9 protein-coding genes are annotated in these 13,969 nt (G+C 43.2%); 6 read left to right on the forward strand and 3 right to left on the reverse strand.

Annotation, left to right across the window (positions count from 1 at the left end; genetic code table 11):
• The first annotated feature begins 31 nt into the window (after positions 1–31).
• The 6 genes from AACM02_RS07725 (at position 32) to AACM02_RS07750 (ending at position 9,620) form a co-directional block, all read left to right on the forward strand.
• Positions 32–1,489: a sulfatase gene (locus tag AACM02_RS07725; protein ID WP_339116590.1), complete on the forward strand. Its 1,458-nt coding sequence runs from the start codon at positions 32–34 to the stop codon at positions 1,487–1,489.
• 80 nt (positions 1,490–1,569) lie between these two features.
• On the forward strand, positions 1,570–2,727 hold the full coding sequence (locus AACM02_RS07730; protein ID WP_339116591.1) for a sialidase family protein: 1,158 nt from the start codon (positions 1,570–1,572) through the stop codon (positions 2,725–2,727).
• Positions 2,724–3,659, forward strand: coding sequence for a dihydrodipicolinate synthase family protein (locus tag AACM02_RS07735; RefSeq protein ID WP_339116592.1), 936 nt, complete (start codon positions 2,724–2,726; stop codon positions 3,657–3,659). Before AACM02_RS07730 ends, AACM02_RS07735 begins: the two co-directional genes overlap by 4 nt.
• Positions 3,660–3,716: 57 nt before the next feature.
• Positions 3,717–5,321, forward strand: coding sequence for a sialidase family protein (locus AACM02_RS07740; RefSeq protein ID WP_339117445.1), 1,605 nt, complete (start codon positions 3,717–3,719; stop codon positions 5,319–5,321).
• A gap of 56 nt (positions 5,322–5,377) precedes the next feature.
• Complete coding sequence (locus AACM02_RS07745) at positions 5,378–8,014, forward strand: sodium:solute symporter family transporter (protein ID WP_339116593.1); 2,637 nt, start codon at positions 5,378–5,380, stop codon at positions 8,012–8,014.
• A 271-nt stretch (positions 8,015–8,285) separates the two neighbouring features.
• A complete protein-coding gene (locus AACM02_RS07750) occupies positions 8,286–9,620 on the forward strand; it encodes an IS5 family transposase (protein ID WP_339116594.1) in 1,335 nt (444 codons plus the stop codon).
• A 94-nt stretch (positions 9,621–9,714) separates the two neighbouring features.
• Here the strand turns inward: AACM02_RS07750 and AACM02_RS07755 are convergent, their stop codons facing one another.
• The 3 genes from AACM02_RS07755 to AACM02_RS07765 all read right to left on the reverse strand — a co-directional run bounded on the left by AACM02_RS07755 (position 9,715) and on the right by AACM02_RS07765 (position 13,954).
• On the reverse strand, positions 9,715–11,985 hold the full coding sequence (locus AACM02_RS07755) for a hypothetical protein (RefSeq protein WP_339116595.1): 2,271 nt from the start codon (positions 11,983–11,985) through the stop codon (positions 9,715–9,717).
• Positions 11,986–12,004: 19 nt separating this feature from the next.
• Positions 12,005–13,078, reverse strand: coding sequence for a beta-galactosidase trimerization domain-containing protein (locus AACM02_RS07760; protein WP_339116596.1), 1,074 nt, complete (start codon positions 13,076–13,078; stop codon positions 12,005–12,007).
• 84 nt (positions 13,079–13,162) lie between these two features.
• Complete coding sequence (locus tag AACM02_RS07765; RefSeq protein ID WP_339116597.1) at positions 13,163–13,954, reverse strand: alpha-L-fucosidase; 792 nt, start codon at positions 13,952–13,954, stop codon at positions 13,163–13,165.
• Positions 13,955–13,969 lie beyond the last annotated feature (15 nt).

Genomic DNA, 13,969 nt, shown 5'->3' on the forward strand with positions numbered 1-13,969 from the left:
TCTCCCTCTTATTTAAAATAACCATAAAAGAATGAATATCAATTCGTCCATCTGTAACCTGAAATTTGGATTGTTCTTTCATCTGCTTTTTTTATCATGTAGTAATAGAGATGAAGTAAAAGGACAAATACCCAATGTATTATTTATTGCGATAGATGATATGCTTCCGGTATTAGGTTGCTATGGGAACTCAACGGCTCTTACACCCAATATCGACACGCTAGCAAATCAGGGAGTTTTATTTATGAATGCCTACTGTCAGGTGGGACTCAGTAATCCTTCCAGAGCTTCATTGATGACGGGAATGCGACCGGATGAAATTAAAGTGTGGACGCTAAAACCTCATTTTCGTGAAGAAAAACCGAATGTAGTCACATTGCCTCAGTTCTATAAAGAAAAAGGCTACGCAACACGTGCAGTAGGAAAGATATATCATGATGGGGCATATCATCAGGATCCTGTATCATGGTCGAATCCTTCCGTACTGAGTGTTACGCGTGACGGAAGAGGACATAAGTATGTATTACCTGAAAATTATATGCCCAAAAGGTCAAAAGCAACAACTACGGAGAATGCAAATGTACAGGATACGGCATATATTGATGGGAAAGTATGTCAGGCAGCAATTGAATTACTAAATCAACTGACAGATTCAACTTTTTTTCTTGCAGTGGGTTTCAGGCGTCCCCATCTTCCTTTCTCGGCGCCTAAAAAATATTGGGATCTCTATGAGCGTGAAATGTTCAAAAAAGAATTAAAAAATCCGAGAAGACCCGCAAGAGCACCAGATTTTGCATTTCATAATTCCAACGAGTTAAGAGGGTATGAAGATATTGGAGAATTAGGAGTTATCCGGGAAGAGAAACAGCTGGAGCTCTTGCATGGATACTTTGCAAGCGTAAGCTATATAGATGCACAAATAGGTAAGTTGATTGCAGAATTAAAGCGACTGGGTCGCTATGATAATACGATCATCGTTCTTTATTCCGACAATGGTTTTCATCTTGGAGATTTCGGATTATGGGGAAAAACAACAAATTATGAAGCTTCGGTAAATATTCCATTAATATTCTGTGGTAAGGGAATTGAACAGGGAGCAATTAATCGATCAATGGTCGAGTTAATCGATATTTATCCAACCCTAATTGATTTGACTCATGGAGAAATGAAATCATCTCACGACGGAATTTCTCTTTTGCCGATCCTTAAAGGGAAGTCCTCAAAAGTGAAAAGTTATGCACTAAGTCAGATTGTAAGACCTTATCAGGACGCCATCAATTCGAGATCACCAGATTCAATGGGATATTCATTGAGAACGGAAAAATATCGTTACATAGAATGGCGAAATACAAAAGACATGTCGGTGTTCGCCCGAGAATTGTATCGGATGGATGATGCTTTGTCAGAAAAAGAAAATATAGCATCTGATATAAAAAATGAAGCATTAATGAATCAATTTTCCGATATTGTTAACAGGATTAGAAAATAGGAGAATGTATGCTGTTTGTGAAATCAAACATCAGTTAAAGAATAACAATACAACAAATGGTTCTTTTTAATCTATATGATATGAGGAAAAATTTACTTTTAATATCGAGTATCCTGCTTGTCTTACCGTTCCTTTCTTTGAAGGAAAAGGAAGATATTGATCAAACCGTCTTGTGGGAACAGGGGATGGGTGAATATAACAATTACAGGATACCGGCGCTGGTTGTCACCAACGAAGGAACACTGCTCGCTTTTTGCGAGGGACGTGAGTCAGGTGATACCGGAGATATCAATTTATTGTTAAAACGTTCGGAAGATAATGGGATGACCTGGAGCAATGAACAGGTTGTATGGGACGATGCAAAAAACACCTGTGGGAATCCTTGTCCTGTGGTCGATGAGGAAACCGGGCGAATCTGGTTGTTTACGAGCTGGAATAATGGGAAAGACAAGGAAAGTGACATCATCAATAAAACGTCGTTGTCTTCTAGATTACCCTATGTCTGTTATTCCGATGACGATGGCAAAACGTGGTCGAAGCCAGCGAGTCTGGAAGAAACATGCCGAGACCCTTCATGGGGGTGGTATGCTACCGGCCCCGGAATAGGGATACAAGTGAAGAAGGGCGCTTACAAAGGCAGGCTGGTTATTCCGGCGAATCATAGTTACGATGATCCTCAAGGAAACCTGGCAGGAGGCCCCTATGGCTATGGGGCCCATGTGATCTATTCTGACGATCATGGAAAATCGTGGCAGATAAGCGAATCCATCAAGCCTGGGTGCAACGAAAGTCAGGTGACTGAATTATCCGACGGTACCTTGCTGATGAACATGCGGTCCTACAATAATAAACAGGCAAGGGCAATCAGTTATAGCACGGATGGTGGGCAAAGCTGGTCGGATATTGAACACGACTTTCAGCTGGTGGAGTCGTTATGCCAGGCGGCCGTATTGAATTTTGGTGAGGTGGACGGACAAGGGGTGCATCTGTTTCTCAATCCTGCCGTGCCTCACGGAAGAGATCATCTGACGCTTAAAGTTAGCCTGGACGACTGCCGGAGTTGGAGCAACAGTAAGCTGGTGTATGAGGGGCCGGCTGCATACTCCTGCATTACCAGGTTACCGAATGGAAGAGTGGGCCTTTTTTTTGAAGCCGGAGAAAAAAGACCGTACGAAAAAATGATCTTTGTCTCCTTTGACTGGAATGAGATTTTTCTTACGGGAACCATCGTACCATGAAGCCACTTTCTTCAGATGAAATATACGGCAATTGGGCAACGCTGCTCTTGGCAACTGACAAAAACGGAGAGATTGACGTTTCCCGAATGAATGATGAGATTGACGTTTTAATCGATTCACAACCCAACGGAATTTATTCAAACGGGACTGCCGGTGAATTCTATTCACAGACCGATGACGAGTTTCTTCGGATTAGTGAACTACTGGCTGTGAAGTGTGAAAAGGGAGGTATCCCTTTTCAAATAGGAATCAGTCACATGAGTCCGCAGATATCGCTGCACCGGTTGAAAATGATTACACATTTAAAGCCGGGAGCGGTACAAGTTATTCTTCCCGATTGGTTTCCCCCCACTTTGGAAGAGTGCGCGATATTTCTGAAAAAAATTGCAGCGGAAGCCGGCGAGATCAATCTTGTCCTGTATAACCCGCCACACGCGAAGAAACAATTACAGCCCGAAGAGTGGCAGGTTTTAAAAAAGGGAATACCGGCTTTGGTGGGTGTGAAGGTGTTTGACAGAAATTCCGACTTGGAATGGTACAAAAGGGTAAAAGACAACAGGGATGGCATTTCCGTGTTTATACCGGGTCATAATCTAGCGACCGGCATCAGCCTGGGTGCACAGGGAGCCTATTCCAACGTCTCTTGTCTGAACCCACGGGCTGCCCAGAAATGGTATCAACTAGTGCGAACCGACATGAGTCAGGCGCTGGAGTTGGAACAACGGATCAAACATTTTATGAAAACCCTGATAGAGCCGTTTATTACGCAACATCACTTTTCCAATCATGCCTGCGATCGTTTTATGGCTTTGGTAGGCGAATGGGCCGACGTAGGTGCCAGCTTGAGGTGGCCCTATAAGTCTATTCCGGAAGATTTGGCCGGTGATGTTCGGAAAAAAGCTGTGAATATCATCCCCGAATTTTTTGAATAACAACACACATATCTTTTTATCATGCAAAGAAAATTACTGTTTTTACTTTCTCTGGTCATGCTGACCATCTCATGCGGATATAACAATCGAGTAAGCGCCGAAATAGATTCGCCCACTCTTCCCGTTCTGACTGGAAAAAAGTACAACCCGGTACAGAAAATCAGGTTGATCCGCGATAGTACCGGCTTAAACCGGGAAGAATATATTCTTGAGAAAGTGACGCTCTCACTGGAAGGAACGACCGATATAAGTGACATCGACAAGGTAATGCTGTTCAGGGCAGGAGAGAACGATAAATTAGAAACAGATCATCCTGTCGGCGAGGTGCAGCCTACTGCAACGAAGATTACTTTTTCCAATCACTTCACCGTAACAGAAGATACTACTATCCTCTGGGTTTCAGTTACCCTGAAAAAAAGTATCGATCTGTCACACAAAATAAAAATACGGTGCGAAGAAATAGTCACCGACCGGGGAAAACTGAAAATTTTACCGCATGATGCAAAGGAACTGAGAGCCGGCGTGGCCCTGCGGCAGCATGGACAGGACGGTGTACACACCTCACGCATCCCCGGGTTGGCTACCTCTAAAAATGGCACGTTGATGGCAATTTACGATGCTCGCTACGAAAGTGCGCGCGACCTGCAGGGTCATATGGACATTGCCTTGAACCGGAGCTTCGATGGCGGACGCACTTGGGAACCCATGCAGGTAGTACTCGATAGGAAGGAGTGGGGTGGCATGCCGGAAAAATATAACGGGGTGAGCGATGCCTGTATCCTGGTGGATGATCGAACAGGAGACATTTATGTAGCCGGCCTGTGGATGCACGGATTGTTGGATGCGGAGACAGGGAAATGGGTTGAGGGTTTGACTGCCGACAGCACACGGTGGCTACACCAATGGCGTGCGAAAGGTTCTCAGCCCGGCTTTGGTGTGAAGGAAACCTCCCAGTTCCTGATTACGAAAAGCAGCGACGATGGCCTCACCTGGAGCGAACCAATCAACATCACCTCCGCAAAAAAGAAGGAGTGGTGGCTCTTTGCGCCGGCACCCGGACAGGGAATCACCATGACTGACGGCACGTTGGTTTTTCCATCACAAGGTAGGGATGAAAATGGCACCTCATTCTCTAACATTACCTGGAGCAAAGATGGAGGAAAGACATGGAAAACAAGTAACCCGGCAACCAAAAATACGACAGAGTGTGCCGTGGTTGAACTCCAAGACGGATCACTGATGCTGAATATGCGGGATAACCGCAACAGGGGCAATGAGGAGGTGAACGGCCGATCGGTGTTTGTTACCAGTGATCTGGGCGAGACTTGGAAAGAGCACCCCACCTCCCGGAAAGCTCTTATAGAACCCACCTGCATGGCTAGTCTCCATACACATCGTTATATGGAGGATGGTGTGGAAAAATCGTTGCTACTGTTTGTCAATCCGGCATCTACCTCAAAACGGAATAACATCACCCTGAAAGTGAGTTACGACGGTGGCAATACCTGGCCCGAAGAGAAACAGATCCTGCTTGATGAATACAGTGGACGTGGCTATTCCTGCATCACATCGGTGAACGACTCCACCCTTGGCATTCTGTATGAGAGCAGCCAGGCTGACATGGTCTTCCAGACGGTTTCTCTTAAAGAGATACAACCATGATGCGTTCGAAGACTTACAATTTTTTATTCACCACAAACTTCATATAAATTTACTGCATGATCCGAAAGAAAATTTCACGTATCTATCTCCTTATATGGATGTGGTTATCCATATCCGTCACTTTCCTAAAAGCGGATAATCTAAATACCCTTCACCAGATCAACTGTTTCTCCATGGAGACATTGGAAGATTCTACCCTGTGGGAGGGGCTGGCAGGTACTTTTTTCGGTAAACAGGAAAACCGGTTTATCATGGCTGGAGGATCCGCTTTCCCCGGAGGGAAACCATGGCAGGATGGAATCAAACATTTTTCGGATCAGGTATTTGTTTTTGAACAACTCCCTGACGGATCTTTCAGCAAGGTCTATCAGGGAAATGACCTGCCTGTACCCTTGGCGGAAGGCTCCTATGCCACGCTTCCCGGGGGACTGCTCTGTGTGGGTGGACTTACCCCGGATGGCATCACCGGAAAATCCTGGTTGCTGGCATACTCCGGCAGCGGCATCACTGTCACAGAATATCCCTCGCTACCAGTGCCGGTAAAAAATTCCACAGCTACAGTCATAGGCTCAAAGGTTTATTTGGTTGGCGGCGAACTGGCCGACGGCACCTCAACCGACCAGTTTTTGGTGCTCGACCTCTCCAATCCGACAAAAGGATGGGAAAAACTACCCAATTTTCCAGTACCGATTTCGGGAGCTACCCTTACTTCCCAGCAGGATGGGGAAGAGGTGGCTCTCTTCTCTTTTGGCGGAAGGGCCAGAAGAACTGCCGGAGAAGCCACAATCTTTTATGCATCTGTTTACCATTTCCGACCTTCACTCAACAGGTGGACCCAAAAAGGAGATATCCAGCACGATGAGGACACTTCAGTTTCTTTGGCAATGGCTACCGCCTCAGCTGTGGGTGGTTCACATGTGCTGCTCTACGGCGGTGATACTGGCCATATTTTTAACCAGGTAGAGAAGGCTGTCCGGGAAGGCAATACAGCTAAAAGAGATAGTTTGTGGATACATCATACGGGATTTCATAACAAGATATTGATCTACAATACCATCACCGATACATGGTTTGAAGCAGGAGAAACCGTGAATCCTCCCGTGGCTGTCACATCGGATGTATCCGACGGAAAGAATGTTTATATTGCCAGCGGGGAAATTCGCCCCGGAGTGCGTTCCCCCCTCATCACGCAGCTTTATTATACCTCACAACCCTCTTTCGGATGGATCAACTACCTGGTGCTTATCCTCTATTTTGGAGGAATGCTGCTGATGGGCTTCTACTTCATGAAACGAAATGAGAATACCGAAGATTTCTTCAAAGCGAGCGGACGCATTCCCTGGTGGGCCGCGGGAATCAGTATTTTTGCCACAACGCTGAGTGCTATTACATTCCTGTCGATACCTGCAAAGACTTATGCAACCGACTGGCGTATGCTTGTCTTTAATATCTGCATCATTCTTATTGTCCCGGTGGTCATTCGTTATTTTCTTCCTTTCTTTACCCGCTTCCGGTTGGGTACTGCTTACGAATACCTGGAGAAACGCTTCAACCGCACCACAAGATGGCTGGCTTCTGCCCTGTTTGTTGTCTTTATGGTGAGCCGCATTGCCATTGTGCTGTTTTTGCCGGCACTGGCACTGAATGCGGTGACAGGGTTCGATATTTATCTCTCTATCGTAGTCATGGGGTTGGTAACCATTATCTACAGTACTAGCGGCGGTATGGAGGCCGTTGTCTGGGGAGACGTCATACAGGGATTTATTCTTGTCTTTGGAGCACTTGCTGCATTTGTTTTGATGGTAATGGGTATCGATGGAGGCTTGGGAGAATTCTGGCATACTTCCATCGAGTTTCACAAATTCCGGACGTTCGATTTCCGGTTTGATTTTACACAGCCGGTATTCTGGGTCGTATTGATTGGCGGAGTGGCTAATTCGCTCATCACCTATACCAGTGATCAGTCTATCGTACAGCGTTATATGAGCACAAAAGATGAAAAATCCACTTCCCGCAGCATCTGGCTGAATGGTATCCTAAGTGTTCCGGTCACCATTTTGTTTTTTCTGATAGGAACCGGCCTTTTCGCATTCTATAAAGATAACCCCGCAAGCATGATGGTTACCAATCCCAATATCGATTCGGTATTTCCGCAGTTTATCGTGTCGGAGATGCCGGTAGGGTTTGCCGGACTGCTCATTGCCGCCATTTTTGCCGCAGCCATGTCAACCCTTTCATCCAACATCAACTCCTCTGCCGCCGTGCTCACATCCGATTTCTACCAGACCATTTTCCCGAAAAGTACTTTTTCATCACAACTGAAAATGGCCCGCTGGTCGGGCCTCCTCTGCGGATTACTGGGAATGGGTATGGCATTGATGCTGGCCACCTGGAACATCGCTTCTTTGTGGGACCAGTTCAACACGTTCCTGGGACTTCTCACCAGCGGAATGGGGGCCCTCTTTATCCTGGGAATATTCTTTCCCCGGGTGGGTGCAGGGGCAGCCCTTGTCGGCGTGATCACAGGGCTCTTCCTGCTACTGATTATCAAGGAGCATACTCCCTTGTCGTTTTTGCTGTACGGTTTTATCGGAGTGTCGGTAAGTATCCTGATTGCCTGGCTGTCAAGTTTTTTGTTACCCAACAAAAAGGAGATCAAAGAATACACCTGGAAGGGTATGCAGAAAGAATGACATGCTACCCCTTTTTTAGGGACAAGATAACTTGATCTTTTCAAAGTGGCACAAATCGAACCGTAAAAAGTGGCACGGTTTGAACCGAAAAGAGTGGCACTATCAGACCGAAATACACAGATTGAGATTATCAACACACAATCATATGAAAAATAATTAGTCGACCCTTAAAAAGCATTCAATAGTCTATAATACAGTAAAATAGTATATATTTTCCTTGGTTATATCTGCAAGTTTTCGTAAATTTGAGATATAAATCTTGCAGAAAATCATGCTGGCAAAACAACAAGACCGTTCACAACACTCATTGTTCTTTTCACTGGAAAGCACATTGAATCATAAGCACCCGCTATTCATTCTGGCCAATAAAATTGATTGGGAGATGTTTGAAAGAGAGTTTTCACCCCTGTATTGTCCCGATAACGGACGTCCGGCGAAGCCCATTCGCCTGATGGTGGGATTATTGATCCTGAAACACATCCGAGATCTCTCGGATGAAAGCGTGGTGGAACAATGGAGTGAAAACAATTACTACCAGTATTTTTGTGGTGAACAGGAATTCCAACCTCGTGTTCCTTGTGAAGCGTCAGAACTGGTTCATTTCCGTCACCGCATCGGCAAAGAGGGTATTGAGCTGATCTTAAGGGAGAGCATCCGTATCAATGGTAAAGACTCGAACGACAAGGACGTTTACATCGACACCACTGTCCAGGAGAAAAATATCACCTTCCCCACGGATGACAAACTGGCAAAGAAGATTATCAAGAGGTGCTGGAAGATAGCAGACAGGAACAGTTTGGATTTGCGCCAAAGTTACACGCGAATTTTAAAAGATCTTTCCTACGATCAGCGCTTCCGAAATCACCCACGAAACAGGGGTAAAGCCAGGAAAGCGGATAAGAAAGTGAGAACCATAGCCGGACGGCTGGTACGCGATGTGGAAAGGAAGCTGGGTCCGATGGTTGATGGTTACCGGAATGAACTGGACCTGTACAAGCGGGTACTGGCCCAGAAGAAGAAAGACAAGAACAAGGTTTATTCACTGCACGAGGTGGATGTGCAATGCATCAGCAAGGGGAAAGAGCATAAACTGTACGAGTTTGGAAACAAGGTATCCATCACACGAACCGGCAGCGGTGTAATTGTTGGAGCACTGAGTTTTAGAAATGAATTTGACGGGCACACGCTAGACAAGGCTATCGAGCAAGTGGAGAAGTTGACGGAAAGAAAACCCCGAAACGGTATCTGCGACAGGGGGTACCGGGGAAGAAGTAAAGTCAGGGATACACTCATCCACATCCCCAAATCCTTTTCAAAGGCTCTAAGCACCTATAGGAAGAATAAAGAGAGAAAGTACTTCCGCAAGCGGGCAGGTATTGAGCCGGTAATCGGACACCTGAAAGAAGATCACCGTCTCTCCCGCAATTACTACAAGGGAATCACCGGGGATGAGATCAATGTTATGCTCGCAGCTGCCGGATTCAACTTCAAAAGGATGATGAACAAGTGGAAGTCATCTTTTTGGCTCTTCCTTGAAAAGATAATTGTGTTCCTGAACAGGCAACTTCACCCCATCAGGGACAGTATAATTTTACAAACCATATAAAAATGGGCTTTTTAAGGCTCGATTATTTATGTATTTTACCTTTTAGATTTGATATTATCTCTCCAAATGTTTAAGTTTTTATTGATTATTTTTTTTATTCAATGATTCGAGCATTTTTGAACGCATCCAATAAAAGTTCTTTCGTCAACCCATTTGCTTTTATATAACGACGTTGTCCTATAGGAACTATTATTGAATTGTTGTTTCCGGAAGTAATCGTTTCTTCCTGACCGATTTTTTCATACAGGGTAATATCCGCCGGTTTTAAAGGAAGTTCCAATTGTTGATTGCCTGATATATGCCAATATACAACGTAATAATCTTTTTGTCGTTGGAATAAAAATGCTCTTACTTCATTGTTTCCCCCCGCTATATCGTCAATCTGGTTGTAAGGCAGCAATTCAAATTGGTTGTTCTCATTTATTAATAAATGATGCTCCTGCTGAACGTTTTGCAACATCTTTTTCTGCTCTTCGGTAAGCCAGTTTTGTTCTCTGACCTCTTCCCATCTGCGGACAACTTCTAGATTGTCGGCCGTTCTGGGATGTGCAGCAAAACCTTTAAGACTTGAATGTATTGATATAGGAGAATCCCATCCAGCTGCTATGCTTGTTACATATTCCCACATATCAGGTTGAGTTCCCAGACTTTTTTCATTGGGTAAATAATAGCCCAACCAGCCGAAGTTTAGTCGTGTAAAGTCTTGCCTCATCCTAGGGGCTTCCTCTGCTGGCCATTTTCGGGTTTCCTCTTTGATAACTTCTGGAGGGAAAATATCGAAAGCATTTCCTCCACTTAACATATGCCAGGAAAAATGGGACTTGGCAGCACCTTCGGCAAATAATGGGTGCGGGTTTAATTGCTTAAAGACCCTGTATTGAGCCAAAGCCACATTGATACCGAAAGGAGGATTCACCCCTTCAGATCCATCAAAGTATATGAATTGAAACCCTGCATCGAAAATATTTGCAATTTTATTGGCAATTTCGTCCTGCAGACTTGTACTTTGGTCAATATAAATACTGGCCGCACCAAATTCACAAATATCCACCAAACCGATTAATTCACCCTTGGGGCGGCTGTTAATAGTTGTTTTGTCTATTCCCCTTTCACAACCCGTAAATTTATAAGGACGTGTGGTAGTATAATTTTCATAAGAAATAAACTCAGTTCCTACTTTCAAAACCCTTGCACCATCAGCCATCGTACATCCTTCCGGATTTTGTTCTACAAATACTACAGTATCATTTTTTCCTAAATCTTCCGATAAAGTAAAATTTTTTATAAGACTTAACCGGTGATCGGGAACAGGGCTTACGTAACGGCTATTTCGTCCGATGAAAGTATGCAGAAGATGAACTCCGGGTGTAATACCTGCGGCTTTAATTTTGTCCAACATCTTTTTCAAATCTTCTTTCCCATTTGGATATCTTCTTTTGTCAATCTCATAATCCCCGATTCCATTATATCCGTAAGGGCCTTCAAATGCAGGATAGTAGATATTCATCAACCTGAATCCACCCATTTTTGCATATTTGATATGCTCTTCAACATTACTGGGATTAACATCTGAAGTCCAGTAATACGAGGCATTGATTAAATTGCTTCTCCGGCTTTCCACTCCCTTGGGTAAATTGAAGTCTTCCTCTAATTGAGCAATATTGTCTAATAGTTTGTCCGGTTGACAAGCTATAAGCGCTGCACCTGTACCCTCAAATTTGATTTCTTTAATTGCGGCTGCTGACATAACATGATAACCATTACGTTTTTCGAAGTCGATGTAAGCATAAGGATCCGTAGCCAACACGTTAACGGCTGCTTTATCATCCCAACTGACATTGAGCCATTCTCCGAAATTTTTCCTGCTACGGATTGGTAGCTGTATTAGTCGTAGTTCAGTTGCTGGTGGTGGAGTGATTTTCAAATAATCAGGATAATCATCAGGTTCTACTATAAAACCATCGTGACTAAAACCTATGTAAGCCGCTGTTTCTTTTACCCGGATAACTGCTTCCCAGGGTACCCATTCAAATCCAACTATCAATTGATCTCCTTTTCGGTAAATAGTATCTGCTTGAAAAGTTGTTTTCTTGTTAGGATGACCCAATTTTAACTCGTTGTGATATGGTCGTTCCTGTGTGACAGAGAAAATTGCCATATTCTCTCCAGGCATTAGGCATTCCTCGCCGTTAGATTTCAAAATCAGACTTTTGGCAATTGCATTACTTCCAATGGTTAGTTTAAATTGCTCATTTTCGAGCACTATATCATTTTCATTTACCTTTTGAACACTTTTGTCTGAACATGCCACAACAGCTAAATTCACTATTATGTTTATGCTCATTAAAATTAGAAAATTTCTCATAACTGATTGTGTTAAATTTTTAATACTCAAATACAATTAAGGAATACCCTTTGCTTTTCGATATGGTTACTTCGGCGTAACAATTTATATTCTTTACCGGTAATTCTTTTTTTTCAGGAGCCAAATAAACTTTTTTGAAGATTTTTTTTTCATCCCGAAGCATAATTTTTACATCGCTAATTTCAATTCCCTCTTCAATAATAGGAGTCTTACCACGAATTTCGGGAATATAGGATAATAAATGTACCATTTTTCTGTTGGGTTGTTCAGTGACAAAGATGCGGGCGAATGCCGGCAGATTTTCAGTTTTTAAAATGGGTTCATCGTGAAATGTATTCAAAACATTTGAAAATAATCGTCTCAATTCTACCGAAGCTTTGTCGTAATACCCAGAAAAAATTTGATGACTGAAATGAGCAACATTGCCTTTTACGGTTAATCCGGGCATTTCAGTCTTTTTCTGCGGTGGGTTATACACAATGGCATAATTTCCATCCCACCCTCTGTTCTGATACGGTTTTATCAAATTTGCTTCCACTTTTGTGTCTGACAATGGCTGAACATCAATTCCTGATGAATAAAGCGAAAGAGGCATTTCGGGTAACCCTGAATCGAACCTTTTTCCTACAGTTATATAAGCGGGGTCAAAATCATTTTCACCCATAAATTTTATTCCCCACTCTTTTTCAAGTTTAAACCCAGTCTTTTGGCTATCCAAACCAGAAAATCCAGTGGAGATAATTGTTTTGCCAGCATCGATATGTGATTTTACCCGACAAGCAATTTCATCGGTAAATATTACATTGTCGGGGAAAATCAGCACTTTGTATTTCGACCAGTCTGATGACAATGTTACTACATCAAACTGCTGTTTTAATTCACAGAGCATCCGTACAGCACTACGTAATTCTACATCATTACGTATGTGCTGTATGGTTTTGGGATAAACAATCGCTATATCAGTTACTGGCCTGGCTCGATTATACCACTCTTCTTTGTCTTGTAAATCTGTATAAATTTTTTCGATCCGATTCAAAACTGGTGTTTCCAAATCGCCACGCGGATGGAAATGCCCACCAATATTAGGTCGCATACCATTTGCCAATCCGTACAATAATTCAGATTTTATTGCTTCTTCGGGCAGTAATCCTCCAAAATCACCCCAATCGTAAAACCGTCATGTCATATTAATCACTGGAAAATCACCTAAAGTACGCACGTAATGAGCCATGACAGGCATAAACTCATTACCGTCTGTAGCGGGTAAACTTATCACATCATAATAGTTATTGATGCATCTTAGTTTTTCGTAGGGCGGATAATTATTGGAAATAAGAAGATCAGGATTTATATTCCTCACTTCTACGGCTATATCATGCGCTAATCGAATTGCTGAATCTTCGGAAAAACCAGCAATCAAATCCGAATTCGACCAATCAATGCCGTTCTCTTTCATTTTCTTCATACAGATTGGACAAACACACGGATAATTTATTAGGCAGTCTATCATCAGCCCAGAAACTGTATAATTAGATACAACTTCCTTTGCCATGGCTATCAAATGGTCGCGATAGTCCGAATTATAACACATGGTACGGACATGAGGGGTTAAACGAGGTTCACGTAACGACCTGCCGTCAGCGTATAAGGTAGTCCATTCTCGATGCTCTAAACCTTCTTCACTGCTGATGCCTGCATTAAAATATGCTGCTAAGGCGATACCCTTTTTGGCGCAAGCCTCAGATAATTTACCAAAGAGATCATATTTTAGCGATGGATGCTTTGTTCCAATTTTGGTGTCATAATAGGCAAATCCTTGATTACAACGTGCATGGAATATCAAATAATCTACACCACATTTTTTTACTCTATCGGTAAAGATATCCACATTAAAATTCTCCCCTACATCAGGTATAGCCTTCATAGTGTGGTTATCGTAAAAGAGGCAATATTTAGGTTGATGCATCATTCCTATTTTCAATTT

The organism is Petrimonas sp. (assembly GCF_963921705.1).
Classification (GTDB): domain Bacteria; phylum Bacteroidota; class Bacteroidia; order Bacteroidales; family Dysgonomonadaceae; genus Petrimonas; species Petrimonas sulfuriphila.